At 67.7% G+C, this 21,446-nt stretch carries 18 protein-coding genes; 14 read left to right on the top strand and 4 right to left on the bottom strand.

From position 1 onward, the window contains the following. Positions 1-29: 29 nt before the first annotated feature. From rimP to O5M90_RS04120, 14 genes are all read left to right on the top strand, one after another. Positions 30-584, top strand: coding sequence for a ribosome maturation factor RimP (gene rimP / locus O5M90_RS04185; RefSeq protein WP_269838928.1), 555 nt, complete (start codon positions 30-32; stop codon positions 582-584). Then, on the top strand, positions 581-2,056 hold the full coding sequence (gene nusA / locus O5M90_RS04180; RefSeq protein WP_137944963.1) for a transcription termination factor NusA: 1,476 nt from the start codon (positions 581-583) through the stop codon (positions 2,054-2,056). Before rimP ends, nusA begins: the two co-directional genes overlap by 4 nt. A gap of 67 nt (positions 2,057-2,123) precedes the next feature. Continuing rightward, entirely contained in the window at positions 2,124-5,150 is a 3,027-nt protein-coding gene (infB, locus tag O5M90_RS04175; protein WP_137944964.1) for a translation initiation factor IF-2, read from the top strand. A 93-nt stretch (positions 5,151-5,243) separates the two neighbouring features. Continuing rightward, on the top strand, positions 5,244-5,654 hold the full coding sequence (rbfA, locus tag O5M90_RS04170; protein ID WP_137944965.1) for a 30S ribosome-binding factor RbfA: 411 nt from the start codon (positions 5,244-5,246) through the stop codon (positions 5,652-5,654). A gap of 9 nt (positions 5,655-5,663) precedes the next feature. After that, positions 5,664-6,626 (top strand): tRNA pseudouridine(55) synthase TruB, encoded by a 963-nt coding sequence (gene truB / locus O5M90_RS04165; RefSeq protein WP_440401823.1) that lies wholly within the window; start codon positions 5,664-5,666, stop codon positions 6,624-6,626. Continuing rightward, positions 6,623-8,446, top strand: coding sequence for a translational GTPase TypA (typA, locus tag O5M90_RS04160; protein ID WP_262972711.1), 1,824 nt, complete (start codon positions 6,623-6,625; stop codon positions 8,444-8,446). Before truB ends, typA begins: the two co-directional genes overlap by 4 nt. 121 nt (positions 8,447-8,567) lie before the next feature. After that, positions 8,568-9,473: a DMT family transporter gene (locus O5M90_RS04155; protein WP_269838929.1), complete on the top strand. Its 906-nt coding sequence runs from the start codon at positions 8,568-8,570 to the stop codon at positions 9,471-9,473. A gap of 11 nt (positions 9,474-9,484) precedes the next feature. Continuing rightward, entirely contained in the window at positions 9,485-10,606 is a 1,122-nt protein-coding gene (locus O5M90_RS04150; protein ID WP_269838930.1) for an enoyl-CoA hydratase/isomerase family protein, read from the top strand. Positions 10,607-10,693: 87 nt separating this feature from the next. Continuing rightward, on the top strand, positions 10,694-12,673 hold the full coding sequence (ggt, locus tag O5M90_RS04145) for a gamma-glutamyltransferase (RefSeq protein ID WP_269838931.1): 1,980 nt from the start codon (positions 10,694-10,696) through the stop codon (positions 12,671-12,673). A gap of 90 nt (positions 12,674-12,763) precedes the next feature. Further along, complete coding sequence (locus O5M90_RS04140) at positions 12,764-14,065, top strand: MFS transporter (protein WP_269838932.1); 1,302 nt, start codon at positions 12,764-12,766, stop codon at positions 14,063-14,065. A 53-nt stretch (positions 14,066-14,118) separates the two neighbouring features. After that, complete coding sequence (gene dusA / locus O5M90_RS04135) at positions 14,119-15,105, top strand: tRNA dihydrouridine(20/20a) synthase DusA (protein WP_440402507.1); 987 nt, start codon at positions 14,119-14,121, stop codon at positions 15,103-15,105. Between the two features lie 35 nt (positions 15,106-15,140). Further along, entirely contained in the window at positions 15,141-15,707 is a 567-nt protein-coding gene (locus O5M90_RS04130) for a methylated-DNA--[protein]-cysteine S-methyltransferase (RefSeq protein ID WP_440401822.1), read from the top strand. Positions 15,708-15,751: 44 nt separating this feature from the next. Next, positions 15,752-16,987, top strand: a complete 1,236-nt coding sequence (locus tag O5M90_RS04125; RefSeq protein WP_440401821.1) for a DEAD/DEAH box helicase — start codon at positions 15,752-15,754, stop codon at positions 16,985-16,987. A 25-nt stretch (positions 16,988-17,012) separates the two neighbouring features. After that, entirely contained in the window at positions 17,013-17,771 is a 759-nt protein-coding gene (locus tag O5M90_RS04120; RefSeq protein ID WP_269838935.1) for a substrate-binding periplasmic protein, read from the top strand. Between the two features lie 16 nt (positions 17,772-17,787). On the opposite strand, the gene O5M90_RS04115 is transcribed toward O5M90_RS04120, so the two are convergent. From O5M90_RS04115 to O5M90_RS04100, 4 genes are all read right to left on the bottom strand, one after another. Continuing rightward, on the bottom strand, positions 17,788-18,777 hold the full coding sequence (locus O5M90_RS04115) for a recombination-associated protein RdgC (protein WP_262972721.1): 990 nt from the start codon (positions 18,775-18,777) through the stop codon (positions 17,788-17,790). Positions 18,778-18,858: 81 nt separating this feature from the next. After that, a complete protein-coding gene (locus O5M90_RS04110) occupies positions 18,859-19,509 on the bottom strand; it encodes a DsbA family oxidoreductase (protein ID WP_269838936.1) in 651 nt (216 codons plus the stop codon). A gap of 10 nt (positions 19,510-19,519) precedes the next feature. Beyond that, on the bottom strand, positions 19,520-20,500 hold the full coding sequence (locus O5M90_RS04105) for a succinylglutamate desuccinylase/aspartoacylase family protein (RefSeq protein ID WP_269838937.1): 981 nt from the start codon (positions 20,498-20,500) through the stop codon (positions 19,520-19,522). 15 nt (positions 20,501-20,515) lie between these two features. Beyond that, complete coding sequence (locus O5M90_RS04100) at positions 20,516-21,361, bottom strand: PIG-L deacetylase family protein (protein ID WP_269838938.1); 846 nt, start codon at positions 21,359-21,361, stop codon at positions 20,516-20,518. Positions 21,362-21,446: the final 85 nt, after the last annotated feature.

The raw sequence follows: 21,446 nt of genomic DNA, 5'->3' as shown, positions 1-21,446 counted from the left end.
CCCGAGATACCCGCTGCATGAGTCAAAGCATGAACTGGCAAGCCGCCGTTGAAAAAACCGTGACCGGTCTGGGTTACGACATGGTGGACTGCGAACGCAGCCCCGGCGGCCTGCTGCGTGTCTATATTGACAAATTGCCTGAGCAGGCTCTGGCCGGCGAGCTGATCACGGTGGAAGACTGCGAGCGCGTGACGCGCCAGCTGCAGTATGTGCTCGAAGTCGAGAACTGCGCCTATGAGCGCCTTGAGGTGTCCTCGCCCGGCCTGGATCGCCCGCTGAAGAAGGCGGCCGACTACCAGCGCTTTGCCGGCCAGGAGATCGAGGTGGCCCTGCGCATGCCGTTCCAGGGGCGCAAAAAGTACAAGGGTCTGCTGGAAGCCGAGGGCGAGGGCTGGCGTCTGGTCTTCAATGATGGCAAGAGCGATCAGGCATTGGATTTTTCGCTTGAAGAGGTCCGCGAGGCACGACTGGTGCCGGTGGTGAACTTCAAGGGGCGCGGCGCCAAGCCGGCGCCAGACAAGAAGGCCGGCAAGCCCAGTGCCGTGCCCAAGGATGACAAGGTTGACGGAGGTCCTGAGCAATGAACCGCGAACTGTTGATGTTGGTGGATGCGATTTCGCGCGAGAAGAGCGTGGAGCGCGATGTGGTGTTTGGCGCGGTGGAAGCTGCCCTGGCCTCGGCCACCAAGAAGTTGTATGGCGGCGAGGTGGACATCCGCGTCTCCGTTGACCGCGATTCGGGCGCTTACGAGACCTTTCGTCGCTGGCATGTCGTGCCCAATGAGGCCGGCCTGCAGAATGCCGACGCCGAGATCCTGCTGTTCGAAGCGCAGGAGCAGATCGCCGACATCGAGGTCGAAGACCATATCGAGGAGCCGATCGACTCGGTGCCGATCGGTCGTATCGGCGCCCAGGCCGCCAAGCAGGTGATCCTGCAGAAGATCCGCGACGCCGAGCGCGAGCAGCTGCTCAACGACTTCCTGTCGCGTGGCGAGAAGATCTTCATGGGCACGGTCAAGCGCCTGGACAAGGGCGACATCATTGCCGAGTCGGGCCGCATCGAAGGCCGCCTCAAGCGCGGCGAGATGATCCCCAAGGAAAACCTGCGCACCGGTGACCGCGTGCGCGCCGTCATCCTGGGCATCGACCCGACCCAGCGCGGCCCGCAAATCATGCTCTCGCGCTCCTCGCCCGAGTTCATGAAGGAGCTGTTCGCGCAGGAAGTGCCCGAGATCGAGCAGGGCCTGCTGGAGATCAAGAGCTGCGCCCGCGATGCCGGCAGCCGCGCCAAGATCGCCGTGCTGTCGCACGACAAGCGGGTTGATCCGATCGGCACCTGCGTCGGCGTGCGCGGTTCGCGCGTCAACGGCGTGACCAATGAGTTGGCCGGCGAGCGCGTGGACATCGTGCTTTGGTCGGAAGATCCGGCCCAGTTTGTGATCGGCGCGCTGGCGCCGGCGAATGTGCAGTCCATCGTGGTGGACGAAGAACGACATGCCATGGACGTGGTGGTGGACGAGGAAAACCTCGCCATCGCGATCGGCCGTGGCGGCCAGAACGTGCGGCTCGCTTCCGAGCTGACCGGCTGGCGTATCAATATCATGTCGGCCGAGGAATCCGCGGCCAAGCATGAGATCGAATCGGAATCGGTGCGCAAGCTCTTCGTCGACAAGCTCGACGTCGATGCCGAAGTCGCCGACATCCTGATCGCCGAGGGTTTTACCAGCCTGGAAGAAGTGGCCTATGTGCCTATGCAGGAAATGCTGGAAATCGAGGCCTTCGACGAGGACACGGTCAACGAGCTGCGCACCCGGGCCAAGGATGCGCTGCTGACCATGGAAATTGCACGCGAGGAAAAGGTCGAGGAAGTGTCCCAAGACCTGCGCGACCTGGACGGCATGACGCCCGAACTGGTCGCCAAGCTCGCTGACGGCAATATCCATACCCGTGACGACTTGGCCGATCTGGCCGTCGACGAGCTCGTTGAACTGGCCGGCATGGACGAGGCTGCGGCCCGCGCCATGATCATGAAGGCCCGCGAACATTGGTTTGTCTGAGGCAGCGAGATGCCCGCACAAACCCATCATTCGCACAGCAAAGAACGCATAAGTTAAGGATCCAACAATGGCTGTGACTACCGTCGCCCAGTTCGCTGCAGAGCTTCAAAGGCCTGCGAGCACGCTGCTTGAACAGCTGCAAGCTGCGGGCGTCAAAAAGGCGTCTACCGATGACGCCCTCAACGAAGCCGACAAGGAACGTCTGCTGGACTACCTGCGCACCGCGCACGGTACCGGCGGCGCCGACCGCAAGAAGATCACGCTGACCCGCAAGTCGACCAGCGAGATCAAGCAGGCCGACGCCAGCGGCAAGGCCCGCACCATCCAGGTCGAGGTGCGCAAGAAGCGCACCTTCGTCAAGCGCGATGACGCCCCGGGTGGCCTGGACGAGGCTGGCGCCGCCGCCGCCGAAGAAGCTGATCTGCAGCGTCGCGAAGAGGAAGCCCAGGCTCAGGCCGAAGCTCTGCGTCGTCAGGAAGAGGAATTGGCGATCCGCGTGCGCGAGCGTGAGGAAGCCGAGCGCGCCGCCCGTGCCGCCGAAGAGCAGCGCCGCCAGGACAAGCTGGCTGCCGAAGCCCGCGCCGCCGAGGAGGCCGCCGCCAAGGCTGCGGCCGACGCCGCTGCGGCCAAGGCCGCCAAAGCCAAGCCGGCTGCCGCTGCTGATAACTCGGCGGCTCGTGAAGCCGCCAAGGTAGCTGCTGCCGCGATCAACAAGGCGGTGGCCGGTGGCGGGCGTCGTGCCGCGGCCGCTGCACCAGCGCCCGAAGTGGCCGCACCGGCTCCGGAAGCCGCCGCACCTGCGGCGCCCGTCGCCGCGCCGGCTGCACCGGCAGCACCGGTCGAGCCGCCCAAGCCCGCGCTGCGGGTGATCAAGGCGGTCGATGTGGGCGCCGAAGAGAAGCAGAAACAGGTCGACCTGGAGCGCCGCCGCAAGGCGGCCGAGGCCGAGGCAGCGGCGATCCGCGCGATGATGAATGCACCGAAGAAGGTGATGGTCGCGAAGAAGGAAGAGCCGAAGCCGGAGGTCAAGGACGCGGCCAAGGAAATCAAGGGCACGATCCACAAGAAGCCGGGCACGCCGGGCGCTCCTGCGCCGGCCGCTGCCGGGGCTGCCAAGCCGGGCGACAAGAAGTCGGTCAAGTCCGAGAAGCTGTCGAGCAGCTGGGCCGACGACGCCGCCAAGAAACGCGGCCTGAAGACCATCGGTTCGACCGGCCCCGCCGGTGCCCGTCCGTCCTCGGGCTGGCGCGCACCCAAGGGTGGCGCCGGTGGCCGTCGCGGTGGTCGCGATGATCGTGGTGGCGCACCGTCCAACTTCGTCGCGCCGTCGGAACCGGTGGTGCAGGAAGTGCACATCCCCGAGACCATCTCGGTGGCCGATCTGGCGCACAAGATGTCCATCAAGGCCTCCGAGGTCATCAAGCAGTTGATGAAGCTCGGCCAGATGGTCACGATCAACCAGCAGCTGGACCAGGAAACCGCGATGATCGTCGTGGAAGAAATGGGTCACAAGGCCTTCGCGGCCAAGCTGGACGATCCGGATGCCTTCCTCGAGGAAGAGGGCGTCACCGAGCAGACCCACGAGCTGCTGTCGCGTGCGCCGGTGGTCACGGTCATGGGTCACGTCGACCACGGCAAGACCTCGCTGCTGGACTACATCCGCCGGGCCCGCGTGGCCGCCGGTGAAGCCGGTGGCATCACGCAGCATATCGGCGCTTACCACGTCGACACGCCGCGCGGCATGATCACCTTCCTGGACACCCCGGGTCACGCGGCTTTCACGCAGATGCGTGCCCGCGGCGCCAAGGCCACCGACATCGTCATCCTGGTGGTGGCGGCGGACGACGGCGTGATGCCGCAGACCAAGGAAGCCATCCACCACGCGAAGGCGGCCGGCGTGCCCCTGGTTGTGGCGATGAACAAGATCGACAAGCCCGGTGCCAATCTGGAACGCCTGAAGAGCGAGCTGGTGGCCGAAGAGGTGGTGCCCGAAGAGTTTGGCGGCGAGTCGCCGTTCGTGCCGGTGTCGGCCAAGACCGGCGAGGGCATCGATGCCCTGCTGGAACAGGTGCTGCTGCAGGCCGAAGTGCTGGAACTCAAGGCCGCCAAGGACTCGATGGCCAAGGGCCTGGTGATCGAAGCCAAGCTGGACAAGGGCCGCGGCCCGGTCGCGACCATCCTTGTGCAAAGCGGTACCCTGAAGCGTGGCGATGTGGTGCTGGCCGGCTCGACCTATGGCCGCGTGCGCGCCATGCTGGACGAGGACGGCAAGGCCTGTACCGAGGCCGGCCCGTCGATCCCGGTGGAAATCCAGGGTCTGACCGAAGTGCCGCAGGCCGGCGACGAGTTCATGGTGCTGTCCGATGAGCGTCGGGCGCGTGAAATCGCGACCTTCCGTTCGGGCAAATACCGCGATGTCAAGCTGGCTCGCCAGCAGGCCGCCAAGCTCGAGAACATGTTCGAGAACATCGGTGGCGATCAGCAGACCCTGAGCCTGATCATCAAGGCCGATGTGCAAGGTTCGCAGGAAGCGCTGGCTTCTTCGTTGCTCAAGCTGTCGACGCCCGAGGTCAAGGTGCAGATCGTGCACGCGGCCGTGGGCGGCATCAGCGAGAGCGACGTCAATCTGGCGATCGCCTCCAAGGCGGTCATCATCGGCTTCAACACCCGGGCTGATGCCGGTGCGCGCAAGCTGGCCGAAGGCAATGCGGTCGACATCCGCTACTACAACATCATCTATGACGCCGTGGATGAGGTGAAGGCAGCGATGACCGGCATGCTGGCTCCCGAGCAGCGCGAGGAAGTCATCGGCACGGCCGAGATCCGCGTGGTCTTCGTGGCTTCGAAGATCGGCACGGTGGCCGGTTCGATGGTCACCTCGGGCCTGGTGCGCCGTGGTGCCAAGTTCCGCCTGCTGCGCGAGAACATCGTGGTCTACACCGGCGAGGTCGACTCGGTCCGCCGCGAGAAGGACGATGTGAAGGAAGTCAAGGAAGGCTTCGAGTGCGGTATCAAGCTGAAGAACTACAACGACATCGCCGAGGGCGACCAGTTGGAATTCTTCGAGATCAAGGAAGTGGCCCGAACGCTGTAAGGCGGCGTTGCCCTCAGTCGAAAGACTTGTCAGCAAACCCCGCCTTCCACACGAAGGCGGGGTTTGCGTTTACAGGGCGCCAAGGAGTTGAGCATGCGACATAAACGAGCTATTCCCAACCGCGGTTTCCGCGTGGCCGACCAGATCCAGCGCGATCTGGCCGAGTTGGTCCGTGAGTTGAAAGATCCGCGCATCGGCATGGCCACGGTCAATGCCGTCGAGGTCACGCCCGATTACGCCCATGCCAAGGTGTTCTTCTCGGTGCTGGTCGGCGATCCGGTCGAGACCGAGGCGGCCCTCAACGAGGCCGCCGGCTTTCTGCGCAACGGCCTGTTCAAGCGCCTGCAGATCCATACCGTGCCGACCCTGCACTTCCATTTCGACCGCAGCATCGAGCGCGCGGCCGAGCTGAGCTCGCTGATCCACAAGGCCAATGCGACGCGGGCACTGGACGACGAGCCCGCGCTGCCCGACAGTAGCGCTGGCGAGCCCGCCAAGGACTGAGCCATCGCGATGAACAGCCCCGCCCCGCGCCCCAGGATCACACGCCGTGCCGTGCACGGCGTGCTGTTGCTGGACAAGCCGCTGGGCCTGTCCAGCAACGACGCGCTGCAGAAAGCCAAATGGCTGCTGCGGGCGGAGAAGGCCGGCCATACCGGCACGCTGGATCCGCTGGCTACCGGCTTATTGCCGCTGTGCTTTGGCGCGGCCACCAAGTTCAGCCAGGTCAGTCTGGATGCCGACAAGGCCTACGAGGCGGTGCTGCGGCTGGGCCTCACGACCACCACCGGCGATGCCGAGGGCGAGGTGCTGGAGCAGCGCGAGGTGGCGGTGACCGCCGAGCAGATCGCCGCCGCGCTGGCCGCGCTGAGCGGCGAGATCGAGCAGAAGCCGCCGATGTATTCGGCGCTCAAGCACGAGGGCCGGCCGCTGTACGAGTACGCCCGCGCCGGCATCGAGGTCGAGCGCCCGACGCGCCGCATCACGATTCACTCGATTGACATGCTGGATTGGCAGCATGACACCCTGAGCTTGCGGGTGCGCTGCTCCAAGGGGACCTATATCCGCACGCTGGCCGAAGACCTGGGCAAGATCCTGGGCTGCGGCGCCTCGCTGGGCGCGCTGCGCCGCATCGGCTCCGGCCCGCTGAGCGTGGCCCAGGCCATCAGCCTGGACGCGCTGGCGGCGCTGACCGAGACCGAGCGCGAGGCCTTGCTGCGCCCCCCGGACGCCTTGCTGGCGGACTGGCCCGCGCTGAGCTTGCCCGGCGACGAGGCCGCCCGTTTTCTCACCGGTCTGCGGCGCCGTGTTGCCGTTGCAGATGCGGCGCATGTCAGGGTCTACGGGCCCGAGCCGCATGTACTTTTAGGCAGTGCACACATCAGCGCCGGCGAGTTGATCGCCGACCGACTATTGAGCGCTCAGGAGGTTGAAGGCCTCCGCAGCGAACCCAGATTTTTTGAAAGCGTCGTATGAGTAAGCAGATTCGCAACATCGCCATCATCGCCCACGTCGACCATGGCAAAACCACCATGGTCGACCAGCTGCTGCGCCAGTCCGGCACCTTTGCCGAGCACGAAAAAGTGGTCGACACCGTGATGGACAACAACGCCATCGAACGCGAGCGCGGCATCACCATCCTGGCCAAGAACTGCGCGGTCAGCTGGGAAGGCACCCACATCAATATCGTCGACACCCCCGGACACGCGGACTTCGGCGGTGAAGTCGAGCGCGCGCTGTCGATGGTCGACGGCGTGGTGCTGCTGATCGACGCCCAGGAAGGCCCGATGCCGCAGACCCGCTTCGTCACGAAGAAGGCGCTGGCCCTGGGCCTGAAGCCCATCGTCGTCGTCAACAAGGTCGACAAGCCCGGTGCCAAGCCCGACGCCGTGATCAACGCCGCCTTCGATCTGTTCGACAAGCTGGGCGCCAATGACGAGCAGCTCGACTTCCCGGTCGTCTACGCCTCCGGCATCAATGGCTGGACCTCGCTGGAAGAGGGCGCGCCGGGCGAGCAGTGGGGCCCCGATATGTCGGCCCTGTTCAACACCGTGCTCAAGCATGTGCCGCCGCAAAAGGGCGACCCGGCCGCGCCGCTGCAGCTGCAGATCTCGGCGCTGGACTACAGCACCTTCGTCGGCCGCATCGGCGTGGGCCGCATCAGCCAGGGCACGATCAAGCCGGCGATGGATGTGCTGGTGATGGAAGGCCCGGACGGCAAGGCCGTCAAGGGTCGCGTCAACAATGTGCTGACCTTCCAGGGTCTGGATCGCGTGCAGGTCACCGAGGCCGGCCCCGGCGACATCGTGCTGATCAACGGCATCGAGGAAATCGGCATCGGCGTGACCGTGACCAGCGTGGCCAACCCGGCCCCGCTGCCGATGCTCAAGGTCGATGAGCCGACCCTGACGATGAACTTCTGCGTCAACACCAGCCCGCTGGCCGGTCGCGAAGGCAAGTTCGTCACCAGCCGCCAGATCTGGGACCGCCTGCAAAAAGAGCTGCAGAGCAATGTCGCGCTGCGCGTCAAGGAAACCGACGAGGACGGCATCTTCGAGGTGATGGGTCGCGGTGAACTGCACCTGACCATCCTCTTGGAGAATATGCGCCGCGAGGGCTACGAGCTGGCCGTCAGCAAGCCGCGCGTGGTGTTCCAGGACATCGACGGCGTCAAGCATGAGCCTATCGAGCTGGTGACGGCCGACGTCGAGGAAACCCACCAGGGCGGCGTGATGCAGGCGCTGGGCGAGCGCAAGGGCGAGCTGGTCAATATGGAGCCGGACGGCCGTGGCCGTGTGCGCCTGGAGTACCGCATCCCGGCGCGTGGCCTGATCGGCTTTTCCAATGAGTTCCTGAACCTGACCCGCGGTTCGGGCCTGATCAGCAATATCTTCGACGGCTACGAGCCGCACAAGGGCGAGATCGCCAGCCGCAAGAACGGCGTGCTGATCTCGATGGATGCCGGTGAAATCTTCACCTACGCGCTGGGCAAGCTGGACGACCGCGGCCGCATGTTCGTCAAGCCCAATGATCCGGTCTACGAAGGCATGATCGTCGGCATCCACAGCCGCGACAACGATCTGGTCGTCAATGCCACGCGTACCAAGCAGCTGACCAACTTCCGCGTCAGCGGCAAGGAAGACGCGATCAAGATCACGCCGCCGATCGAGCTGACGCTGGAGTACGGCGTCGAGTTCATCGAGGACGACGAGCTGGTCGAGATCACGCCCAAGAGCGTGCGTCTGCGCAAGCGCCATCTGTCCGAGAACGAACGCAAGCGCGCGTCGCGTAGCTGACGCTTCGCTCCGCGCGGTGCGCACCGCGCGGGCTTGCTGAGCTCCCTCCAGCCTCCCTCCAAGAGGGAGGCTCTAGTTAGGTTGACGCCCGCGGCCCCACTGGGGCCGCTCTCAATTCATCATGACCCATCGTCGCGCTGTCTTGCTGATGCTTGTTGTCACGCTGCTGTGGAGCACGGCGGGCGTGGTGACGCGGCATCTGGAGGCGGCACGCAGCTTCGAGGTGACGTTCTGGCGCAGCGCCTTCAATGCGCTGGCGCTGGCGGCGGCGCTGGCCTGGATGCGCGGGCCGGCGCTGGCCGGGCAGATCCGGCGGGCCTCGGCCAGCGTCTGGGTCTCGGCCTTGTGCTGGGCCACGATGTTCACCGCCTTCATGGTCAGCATCATGCTGACCTCGGTGGCCAATGTGTTGGTGACGATGTCGCTGGGGCCTTTGCTGACGGCGCTGTTCGCCCGCGTCTTTCTGCGGCACCGGCTGCCGACGCGCACCTGGGCGGCGATCGCGCTGGGCAGCTTGGGGCTGGCCTGGATGTTCGGCCACGAGATGCAGGGCGGGCCGGGTGCGCTGATCGGCGTCGCAGTGGCCTTTGCCGTGCCGCTGGCCGCCGCCACCAACTGGACCCTGCTGCAGCATGTGCAGCGCGGCAAGGCCGGCAGCGCCTCCGACCCGGACATGCTGCTGGCCGTGCTGCTGGGCGCGCTGATCTCTGCCGCGCTGACCCTGCCTTTGGCCTGGCCTTTGCAAGCCGGTGCGCATGACCTGACCCTGCTGGCCGGCCTCGGCGTGTTCCAGCTGGCCGTGCCCTGCCTGCTGGCGGTGTGGCTGACCCGCGTGCTGGCCGCGCCCGAGATTGCGCTGCTGGGTCTGCTGGAGGTGATCTTCGGCGTGCTGTGGGCCTGGCTCGGTGCTGGGGAAGCCCCGTCTTTCGCCGCCCTGGCCGGGGGTGCTATGGTGCTGCTTGCCCTGCTGGGCAATGAGTTGCTGGGCCTGCGCTCGCGGGCCTGCGGAACAAGATCAAAAAACTAAGGGAACTGGACATGCCGTCCGCCGCCATCTCCACCTTGCAGTCCGACGGTCAGATCCTGGCCGAAATCAATGGCTGCCTGGGACTGATCACTCTGAATCGCGCCACGGCGCTGAACGCGCTGTCGCTGGCGATGATCCGCGACATCACTCACTTGCTGAAGACCTGGGCCGCTGCGCCGCAGATCCAGGCCGTGGTGATCATGGGCGCCGGCCGCGAGGGCAAGCCGGCGGCCTTCTGCGCCGGCGGCGACATCCGCTTTTTCCACCAGGCCGCGCTGGCCGGTGACAGCGCCCTCGAGGACTTCTTCACCGAGGAGTACGCGCTCAACCACCTGATCCACCACTATCCCAAGCCCTATATCGCCCTGATGGATGGTGTGGTGATGGGCGGCGGCATGGGCATCAGCCAGGGCGCCCGGCTGCGCGTGCTGACCGAGCACTCTAAGCTGGCGATGCCCGAGACCCATATCGGCCTGTTCCCCGATGTCGGCGGCGGCTACTTCCTGAGCCAATGCCCGGGCCGAATCGGTGAGTGGCTGGCGCTGACCGGCCAGGTGATCGGCGCCGGCGATGCGATCGAGCTGAACCTCGCGGATGTGTTCGTGCAGAGCAGCGAGCTGCCCGCCATCATCGAGGCCTTCCGGCACGGCGAGCAGGGCAGTGCCGAGCATGTGGTCGCCACCGTGATGGAGCGGGCCGATCTGGCGCCGCCCGACGAGCATCTGCAGTTTCAGGCCCGCATCGACCGCCATTTTTCATTGCCCGATGTGGCTGCCATCATGGCCTCGCTGCGGGCCGAGGTCGACGACGAGTGGGCCCAGCGGACCCATGCGGCCCTGGCCAAGCGCTCGCCGCTGATGCTGGCCGTGACCCTGGAGCAGCTGCGCCGCGCGCGCCGCATGAGCCTGGCCGAGGATCTGCGCATGGAGCGCGATCTGGTGCACCGCTGCTTCCAGCTGCGCCCGGGCGCCGCCAGCGAGACCGTCGAAGGCATCCGCGCGCTGGCGGTCGACAAGGACCATGCGCCGCGCTGGAACCCGGCCCGCATCGAGGACGTGACACCGGACATGGTCGAGGCCTTCTTCGAGAGCCCCTGGGCGCCGGATCAGCATCCGCTGCGGGCTTTGTTCTAGGGGTCTCGATCCGGCATTCGCACGGCGCAGCTGGGGAGGGCGGGGTAGCAGCCTAGGATGGGTCGCCACCCTGCCACGGAGATGCTCATGCGCCTATCTGCCCGCCCGCTCCAACTCGTCCTGCTGCTTGCCCCGCTGTGGCTGCTCGGCAGCTGTGGAGGCAGCGACGATGACGAGGAGCCGCCCCTTCCGCCGCCGGCGGACACTGCTTGCCAGGCCATCAGCGATACCGGCACGGTCGTGGTCGGTTCGGGCCTGCCAGGGGATCCGGCGGCGCCCGAACCCGCCTCGGGTTACCGCGTCGGCAAGAAGCTGGTGCATGCCAAGAGCTATATGGTGGTGACGGCCAATCCGCTGGCCAGCAAGGCCGGCTGCGAGGTGCTGAAGGCCGGCGGCACGGCCACCGATGCGGCCGTGGCCGTGCAGGCGGTGCTGGGCCTGGTCGAACCGCAGTCCAGCGGACTGGGCGGCGGTGCCTTCATGCTGCACTACGACGCCAAGACCAAGACCGTGGTCAGCTACGACGGCCGCGAGACCGCGCCGGCCGCCGCCACGCCCAACTACCTGCGCTGGATCGATGACGCCGGCGACCAGAGCGCGCCCAAGCCGAATGCCCGTGCCAGCGGCCGCTCGATCGGCACGCCCGGCGTCGTGCGCATGCTGGAGATGGCCCACAAAGCCCATGGCAGGACCGCCTGGAAGGAGCTGTTCCAGCCCGGCATCCAGCTGGCCACCAACGGCTTTGCGATCAGTGGCCGCATGGCCGCCGCGATCAGCGCCTCACGCAGCAATCTGCTGGCCGATGCCGAGGCCGCCGCCACCTATTTCAACGCCGACCAGAGCGCCAAGGCCCTGGGCACAACGCTGAAGATCCCGGCTTATGCCGCGACGCTGACGGCGATCGCCAACGGCGGCGCCGATGCCTTCTACACCGGACCCATCGCGCAGGCCATCGTCGACAAGATCGGCGTCGCGGCCGCGACCGGCGGCACGCCCATCACGCCGGGCAAGACCACGCTGGCCGACCTGGCCGCCTACCAGCCGAAGAAGCGCGAGGCCGTCTGCACCACCTATCGGGCCTACTGGGTCTGCGGCATGCCGCCGCCCTCGTCGGGCGGCATCACGGTGGCCTCGGCCCTGGGCGTGCTGGAGAACTTCAACCTGAGCCTGCATGGCCCCAGCGCGATCGACCTGGAAGGCGGCAAGCCCAGCGTGTTCGGCGTGCACCTGATCAGCGAGGCCGGGCGCCTGGCCTATGCCGACCGCGACAAATACATCGCCGACACCGATTTCGTGCCGCTGCCCGGCGGCAGCTGGGAGGCGATGCTGGCCAAGCCCTATCTGCGCGGCCGCGCCGGCCTGATCAGCTTCAGCAAGAGCATGGGCACGGCGCAGCCGGGCGACTTCGGCACGCCCGCGCAAGGCCTGTCCAGCACGGCCGAGAACGGCACCACCCATATGACCATTGTCGACAAGGAGGGCAATGCGGTCGTGATGACGACCACGGTGGAAAGCTCCTTCGGCTCCTTCCACATGACCCAGGGCTTTGTCCTCAACAACCAGCTGACCGATTTCTCCGCCACGCCGACCGACGGGGCCGGCCTGCCGATCGCCAACAGTGTGGCCGCCGGCAAGCGCCCGCGCAGCTCGATGGCGCCGACCCTGGTGTTCAAGACCGCTGCCGACGGCAAGATCGGCGACTTCTATATGGGCACCGGCTCGCCCGGCGGCAGCACCATCATCCAGTACGTGATCAAGACCGTGGTCGGTGCGCTGGACTGGGGGCTGGACGCCCAGCAGGCGACCAATCTGATCGATTTCGGCGCCGCCAACAGCGTCACCACCAATGTCGGCGGCGAGCACCCGAATGTGAACGCCGCCAACAGCGGTGCGGCCGATCCCCTGGTCAGCGGCCTGCGGGCGCTGGGGCATACGGTGTCGGTCAATGCCCAGTCCAGCGGCATCTCCACCATCATCCGCGTGCCGCTCAATGGCACGCCGACCTTGACCGGCGGCGCCGATCCGCGCCGCGAGGGCGTGGCGCTGGGTGACAGCTTCAAGCCCTGAGTCGCACCCGCGTTCGGCCACAATCACCGGCACCAATCAAATCAACAACGAGATGGCGGCGCTCCCAAGAGGGCGCCGCAGGGAGATGCGGTGATTGCCGTCTTGCGCGGGCGTGTGGACGCCCTGGGCCCTCCGTTCCGGGCCTTGCTGTGCAGCGAGCTCTTGAGCTGGCTGGCACTGATGGTCGGTGCGGTCGCCGCGCCCTGGTGGATTGCCGGCCAGGGCGGAGCCCGTGATCTGGCCATCTACGGTTTCAGCGCGGCCACCCTGGCGGTGATCGTGATGCCGGTGCTGTCGCCGCTGGGCGACCGCCTGGCCAAACGCCGGCTGATCATGCTGGGCCTCCTGCTCTATGCGCTGGTGGCCCTGCTGCTGGCCAGCCTGGTCAGCCTCGACCACTACCACCTCGGCTGGGTCCTGCTGGCCGCCTTGCTGAGCGCGCTGGCCTCGGGCCTGTTGATGCCGGCGCTGATGACGGTGGCCGCCGATCTGGTCGAGACCCCGCAGCTGCCCGATGCCCTGAGCCTGCAGCGCAGCGCGCAGTCGCTGGGCCGGGTGCTGGGGCCGGCGCTGGGCGGCAGCCTGCTGGCCTGGTCGACCGGCGCGGCGCTGTGGTTGCAGGCCGGCCTGCTGTTCAGCGCGGTGCTGCTGGCGCGCCGGCTGCCGCAGCGGGCGCCGCCGGCACGCGCCGGGCGTGGCATGAGCGCCTGGCGCGACGATCTGCGCCAGGGCCTGCGGGCCAGCTGGACCATGCCGCTGGAGCGGGGGTGGACCCTGGTGAACTTTGTCGGCATGCTGTTCATGTTCCCGGCCTTCACGATGCTGGTGCCCTTGAAGATCAAGGCCCTCGGGCTCTCGGGTGCCTGGCTGGGCGCGGCCGAGACCGGGCTGTCGCTGGGCATGCTGATCGGTGCGCTGGGCGGTTCGGCCTGGGTGGCCCGCCTGATCGGCCGCTATGCGACCCGGGTCGGCGCCACCGCCGCCCAGGGCCTGGGCCTGGCGCTGGCGGGCTGGACAGGCCAGGGCGAGGTGCTGGTGCTGGCTCTGTTCCTGGTCGGCCTGGCCAATTCCTGCGGCGTGCTGGTCGGCCAAACCCATCGCATGCTGGCCATCCCGGAGCACTTCCGGGCCCGCCTGAGCTCGGTGGGCATGATGACGATGAATATTGCCGCAGCCGCCGGTCCGGCATTGGCCGGCCTGGCCCTGCTGAAACTGGAAGTGGCCACGGTCTACTTCCTGTTCGGCCTGCTGTCGGCGGCGAGCGCGCTGGGCTATCTGTTCGTGCCCGACTTCAAGACCCTGCTGACCCTGGACCATGAGCAGGTCAAGGACTGGTACGCCCAGCGCCATCCGGAGCTCTTCGGCCCGCCTCCAACGCCGGGTTTGCGATAATCCGACGGGTGCAAACCTCGAAAACCAATCCCTGGCGCCTGTCGGTCGCCCCTATGCTCGACTGGACCGACAAGCACTGCCGCAGCTTCCACCGCCTGCTGACCCGCCAGACCCGGCTCTACACCGAGATGGTGACCACCGGCGCGCTGCTGCATGGCGACCAGCCGCGCCATCTGGACTTCAACGCGCAGGAGCACCCGGTCGCGCTGCAGCTGGGTGGCTCGGAGCCGGCCGATCTGGCGGCCTGCGCGAAGCTGGCCGAGCAATGGGGCTATGACGAGGTCAATCTGAACTGCGGCTGCCCCAGCGAGCGGGTGCAGCGCGGGGCGTTTGGCGCCTGCCTGATGGCCGAGCCGGCCCTGGTGGCCGAGGGCATGAAGGCGATGAAGGATGCGGTCAGCATTCCGGTGACGATCAAGCACCGCATCGGCATCGACAAGGTCGAGAGCTATGAGTTCGTGCGCGACTTCGTCGGCACGATTGCCGAGGCTGGTTGCGAGGTCTTCATCGTCCATGCGCGCAATGCCTGGTTGCAAGGACTCTCGCCCAAGGACAACCGCGAGATCCCGCCGCTGCGCTACGAGCTGGTGCACCGCCTCAAGCGCGACTTCCCGGCGCTGACCCTCGTTATCAACGGCGGCCTCAAGAGTGATGCCGAGATCGCCGAGCAGTTGCAGCACGTCGACGGTGTGATGGTAGGCCGCCAGGCCTATCACGAGCCCTGGCAGATGGCGCAATGGGATTCTCGCTTCTTCGGCTCGGCCGACCCGGCGGACAGCCGCGAGCAGGTCGAGGCCGACTGGCTGGACTATCTGCGCACGCAGGTCGAGGCTGGCCGGCCCTGGACGCAGGCGATGCGCCATGCGCTGGGCCTGTGGAATGGCCAGGCCGGGGCTCGGCGCTGGCGCCAGGTCTGGAGCGATGCGCAACTCAAGCGCCTGCCGGTGGACGAGGTCGCGGCCCTGGCCACCCGGGAGCGCCTGGGTGTTGCCGCCCATGTGGCGCAGGACAAGGCCGAGCGGGCCATCCAGGCGGCCTGAGAGCCGGTCTGACAGTCTGTCGGGAAGTCGGTCTGATGGACACCCTGTTCTTCCACTGCTACGACACGGCCTTGGGGACTTGTGCGCTGGCCTGGGGAGGGCAGGGCATCGTCGGCTCGCAGCTGCCTGAGGAAAGCGCCGTCGCTACGCGTGACCGCATGCGGGTGCGCTTTCCGGCCGCGCGCGAGGTGCTGGCGTTTGAGCAGCTGCCGCTGCCGGTGCAGCAGGCTCGTGCCGGCGTGCAGGCCTTGCTCGCCGGCGAGCCGCGCGATTTGCTGGAGGTCGAGCTGGACGAGCGTGGCGTGCCCGAGTTCAATCGCCAGGTCCATGCGCTGACCCGGCGCATCGCGGTCGGCCAGACCCTGACTTATGGTGAGGTCGCGTCGCGCCTGGGTCAGCCGGGCGCCGCTCGCGCGGTCGGCCGCGCCGAAGGCAGCAACCCCTTTGCGCCCATCGTGCCCTGCCATCGGGTGATGGGGGCAGGGGGTGTGGGTACGGGTTTTTCAGCCCATGGCGGCGTCGCGACGAAACTGCGCCTGCTGGCCATCGAGGCACGCGCCACTGGCCAGCAGGTCGGCGAGCAGACGCCGCTGTTCGGCTGAACCGTAGAATCCCGCCTTCATTCTTCTTTACAGGCCCGCCCCCGATGTCTTTCTCCACCCTGGGCCTGTCCCCCGCCTTGCTGCGCGCCGTGCGCGAGCAGGGCTATCACGCACCGACCCCGATTCAATCCGCCGCCATCCCCGCCGTGCTGGGCGGCGGCGATGTGCTGGGCCTGGCCCAGACCGGCTCGGGCAAGACCGCGGCCTATGCGCTGCCGCTGCTGCAGCGGGTGCTGGCCGCTCGTGACGGTGGCCCGCGCCGCCTGCGCGCGCTGCTGCTGTTGCCCACGCGCGAGCTGGCCGAGCAGGTCGGCGAGGTGCTGCGCGAGTTCGCCCGCGCGCTGCCCGAGCCGCTGAAGATCGCGATCGCCTATGGCGGTGTGTCCATCAACCCGCAGCTGATGGCTTTGCGCGGCGGCGTGGACATCATGGTGGCCACGCCGGGCCGGCTGCTGGACCTGGTCGAGCACAACGCGCTGCGCCTGGACACGGCCCAGACCCTGGTGCTGGACGAGGCCGACCGGCTGCTGGCGCTGGGCTTTGCCGAGGAGTTGCAGCGGGTGCTGGGCCTGCTGCCGGCGCAGCGCCAGAACCTGTTCTTCTCGGCCACCTTCGCGCCGGCCGTGCAGGCCCTGGCCGATGCCATCCTGCGCGAGCCGCAGCGCATCGCGATCGAGGCCGCACCGGCCGAGCTGCCCGACATCGTGCAGCGCGCGATCCAGGTCGACACCGCCGCGCGGACGCCGCTGCTGCGCCATCTGATCGCCACCGAGGCCTGGCCGCGGCTGCTGGTGTTTGTCGCCACCAAGTACGCGGCCGAGCATGTCTCGGACAAGCTCTGGAAGACCGGCATCAAGGCGGCAGCCCTGCATGGCGAGCTGAGCCAGGGCACGCGGCGCCAGGTGCTGGCGGCGCTCAAAGCCAATGAGATCCAGGTGCTGGTGGCCACCGATGTGGCGGCGCGCGGCCTGGACATCCCCGAGCTGACCGCGGTGCTGAACTACGAGCTGCCGCGCTCGCCGGCCGACTACACCCACCGCATCGGCCGCACCGGCCGGGCCGGTGCCAGCGGCGTCGCGCTGAGCTTCATCACGGCCGACACCGAAGCGCATTTCCGTCTGATCGAGAAACGCCAGGTCCAGCGTGTCGCACGCGAGCAGATCGCCGGTTTCGAGCCCGGCGAGGTCGCCAGCGAGGCCCAGGCCGTCGGCGGTATCAAGGGCAAGCGCAAGAGCAAGAAGGACAAGCTGCGCGAGGCGGCGGCACAATCGGCACCCTGACCTGGACTCGTTGGGACAAAGAAAGATGAATCCGTCCGCTCGCCAGCACTGTCTGGCTGCCCTGTTGTGGCTGTGTGCGACCGGCGCCTTCGCCCAGGAGTCGCTGCGGATTGCGCAAACCTCGGGCATGGGCTACCCCTTGCTGACGGTGGAGGGCGGCAAGGTCAGCGGCGGCTTTCTGCATGATCTGACCGAGCGGCTGGCGGCGGAGCTGGGTACGCGGGCCGTGCAGCAGCTCTATCCGCGCCGTCGCATCGAGCCGGCGGTGCTGGGCGGCCAGGCCGACCTGGTCTGCTATTCCAGCCCGGTCTGGACTCGGGCGCCGGCATCGCAATGGACGCAGGCGGTGCTGCCGCAGATCGAGCGGGTGGTCGGCCCGGCCGAGCGGCCAGCCCCGGGGCATCTTCCCGAGGATCTGGACGGCCAGCGTGTGGCCGTGCTGCTGGGCTACAGCTTTCCCAGCCTGCAGCCGCTGATGGAGGCGGGCCGCATCAAGCGCATCAACGACACGCAATCGGACAATCTATTTCGCCTCGTCGGCCGCGGCATGGCCGATGTGCTGATCGTCTCGGAGGCCGAGATCGAGGGCTATTTCCAGCGCCACCCGAAAGAGCGCGAGCGCTTTGCCGTCAGCGCCAAACCCTATTCGGTGGTCGACACGCACTGCCTGGTGTCGCCGAAATCGCGCTGGGCCGTCGCGACCGTCGACAAGGCCTTGCACAGCCTGCAGGCCAGCGGCGAGATCGCAAGGCTGGCCCAGCGCTACGGCATGTCGATGCGCTGAGGCGCCAGGCCTCGGCTCAAGCCCAGGGCGGCACGTCGTCGCTGACCAGGGCCAGGTCTTGATCCGGCGGCAGCAGCTCGGCGATGTCGAGCGACTTCGGGGCCGAGCCGAGGAAGTCGTGCTCGCCGCCCAGGCCTTCGATCAGGGCCGGGATCAGCTCGGCGAGCTCGCCGGTCGCGATCACCGCATCGGCGTCGAACTGCTCGTCCTTCTCGGGCTTGTCATGGCCCTCGAACACCAGGTCCAGAAAGGCGATCTTCTTGATGGCCAGCGTGTCGGTCAGCAGGAAGGAGACGCGGTCCTTGTAGCTCATCGCCAGCTTGGTCGGGCGCTTGCCGCTGCTCAGATGCTGGCGCACCTCCTCGATGTCCAGCGCATGGCGGGCATAGCGAACCACCGACTTCATCTCGTCCTCGCTCTTGAGCTCGCACTCGCGGTCTATCGTGAAGCCCTCGGGCGGCACGCCGTCCATCAGCCAGGCGGCCATGCAGGCGGCCGGCGTCTCGGCGCTCTGCACCAGGTGCAGGGTCAGGCCGTCCAGTGCCTTGATCAGGAGGCTGACGACCTCCTCGCAGCGCGCCGGGCTGGACGCATCGATCATCAAGAGGCGCTGCTCGGGCGCGATCCAGACGCGGATGCTGCTGCGCTTCTTAAAGCACAGCGGCAGCAGCTCGTGGGTGGCCTGTTCCTTCAGGTCCTTCAGTGCCTTCTTGCCGGGCTTGCGGCCGGTCTGCTCCTCGATCTGGGCGGCGATCTCGTCGACGCGTTCCTTGACCACCGAGCCGGGCAGCACGCGCGACTCTATCGTCAGCTTCAGGTGCAGATGGCCGTCGATCACCTCGACCAGGGGCGCGTGCTCGATGCCGCGCGGCGGCACCCAGCCCAGCGACAACGGCTCGCTGGGACCGCAGGGCAGGAACTGACCCTTGGCCAGGGCCTCTTCAACCTCTTGCTGGGTGGGCTGCCAGCTCGGGCCCACGCGGTAAATCGTCAAGTTCTTGAACATCTTGTTGCTCGGCGTCGTGCGCAAATGAAACCGCCCCGAGGGCGGGGCGGTTGGGAGAAAGGGTCTGGGCTCTATTGTCGCTCAGGCCGACGGGGCAGCCTCGGCCGCGATCTGGCGCAGCGCCTGCTCGAACACCTCGCTGGGCTGGCCGCCCTGGATCAGATGACGCTCATTGATGATGATGGCCGGCACCGAGTTGATGCCCTGGCTCAGATAAAAGCTCTGGGCATCGCGCACCTCCTGCCGGTAGGCGTCCGAGCCCAGCACGGCGGCGGCCGCCTGCCTGTCCAGGCCGGCCTCGACGGCGGCATCCAGCAGCACCTCGTGGGCGCCCGGGTTCTTGCCGGCGGTGAAATAGGCGCTGAACAAGGCCAGCTTCAAGGCCTTCTGCCGGTCAGCGTCCTGCAACCCGGCCCAGTGCAGCAGGCGATGGGCATCGAAGGTGTTGTAGATGCGGCTGCGGGCACCGACGGTGAAGGTGAAACCCAGCGCCGCGCCGCGCTGGCGTATCGCCTCGCGCGTGGCCGCCAGCTGATCCGGGCCGGCGCCGTACTTCTGTGCCAGATGCTCGTCGATGTCCTGGCCCTCGGGGGCCATTTGCGGATTCAGCTCGAAAGGCTGGAAGTGCAGGTCCACCGCCAGCTCGGGCAGCCGGGCCAGGGCCTGCTCCAGCGACTTCAGGCCGATCACGCACCAGGGGCAGGAAACGTCGGAGACAAAATCGATACGCATGGTCCGCACTCTAGCCGAGCCGGCGCTCACTCGCTCGCGCCAGGTAGAACCACTCGCTGCCGGGCTGGGCATTGGCGGCCGGGAAGACGATGCGGCCGTCGTCGGGCGCCAGCACCGGTGTGCCGTCATGGCGGCTGCCGATCAGCTGACCCTTGCGGACCGCATCGAAGCTGACCCAGGCGCGCTCGAAGCGGTCGCCCTCGTGCTCGCGGTCGATCACCTCATAGAGTTGCAAGAGCTCGGGCGGCTCGGCCGGGCGGGGGTCGACGACGCCGGGCTCGACCATGCCCAGCAGCACCAGGGTGCGCAGAATGGCCCGGTAGGCGAACTCCGGCGCGGCCGGGTCCTCGTGCTGGCCGCATTCCAGCGTGATGCCGTAGCCGCCCTGCGAGCGCATGTACTCGGTGGTGCCGACGCCGTAATGCGGGTCTTGCTGCAGGGTGGCGCGGCGCGTGCCGTCGCCGGTCCTGGCCGCGCGCCGCTGCAGGCCCAGGGCATAGGTCGAAAGCCAGCCCTCGACGATGCGGCCGGTGCCGACGCAGGCGGCCAGCCGCGCCTCGGCCAACTCATAGGCAAAGGGTTCGAGCTCGCCGCTGTTATTGCGCGGGCCCAGCATCGCGAAGGGCTGACCCTGGCCCTGGAAGGAGTGCAGGTCCAGCAGCACCTCGTGATCGGCCAGCCAGCGGCACAGCGGGCCGGCGATGCGGTCCTCGAAGTCCTGCGCGATCACGGCCGGGCGCAGATTGCGGTTCAGATTGCGCTCGCCTTCGCGCCGGCCCAGCGCGTGGGCCAGCGGGTTGACGATGGGGATCAGGCTCAGGGTGCCGCGCAGCAGGCGCAGCGCACCGCTGTCGAGCTCGGCCAGCAGGCGCCGGATCGCGGCCACGCCGCAGATCTCGTTGCCATGCACGGCGGCGCTGACCAGCAGGCGCGGGCCGGCGTGCAGGCCGGCGAACTGATGGATGCGCAGATGGGTCGGGTGTTCAGACATTGCCGGGGATCTTTCTCAGGGCTTCAGCCAGCGTGCATCGATCGCCTGATCGGCGGGGCACAGGCGGGGGGACAGGTCTTGCTGGGGCCGGCCGTCGGCCCACAGGCTCAGCCGGTACAGCGTGCCGAAGGCATAGCCGGGCACGGCACTGCCGGCGCCGGCCAGCAGCTCGCCGCCACGGCGCACGCTGTCGGCCAGCCAGGCCGGCAGGCGCAGGTGGTAGGGGTTGCGGGCGATTTCGCCGTGGTGGCAGGCCAGGGCCTGGACCAGGCGCGCGGTGTCGGCCACGCCGGTCTCGACCAGCCAGTTCGGCGCCGGCAGCGTCGCCCAGTATTCGGTCTCGGCCAGCACGCAGCTGATGCCGCTGGCCTGCAGCGCCTGGGTCAGCAGCTTGTGCACGCCGATATGGGTGGCGATGCCGTCGCGCGCATGCGGGGCCAGCACCAGGTCGGGCATCTGCTCGGCCAGCAGCTCGGTCACGCACTGCAGATGGGCGCGCCAGAGCTGGGGCGATTCGGTCTCGGTCTCGGGCCGCACCAGGGCCAGGCCCTGCTCGGTCAGGCGGATATTGTCGAAGCCCAGCACCTCGCAGGCGGCCTGCAGCTCGCGCCAGCGCGGCTCGCGGCGCTCGGGCTTGCTGCCCAGCGTGACGGCCACATTGGTGATGCGCCACTGCGCTTCCTGGCGCAGCCGCAGCGGCAGCGCGCCGACGATGCATTCGTCATCGGGGTGGGGTGAGAAGATCATGCAGTGGCCGGGCAGCGGCTTGGCGCGTGCCGGCTTGGCGGCGGCGGCCGGCCGGGCCTGCATCAGTGCGGCAAAACCTGACACCTGCTGCTGCCAGTATTCAAAGTCGTCCATGGGTCCGGGGCGAAGAGGGGAGGGAGCGAATGCCGGCAATGCTAGGGCAAGGCGAGTGGGTGTCGGTGAGACGCGGCCATAGCTT

This window comes from Paucibacter sp. M5-1 (assembly GCF_027498415.2).
In the GTDB taxonomy this organism is placed as follows: domain Bacteria; phylum Pseudomonadota; class Gammaproteobacteria; order Burkholderiales; family Burkholderiaceae_C; genus Roseateles_E.
This window is presented reverse-complemented; position numbering and strand designations above follow the sequence as displayed.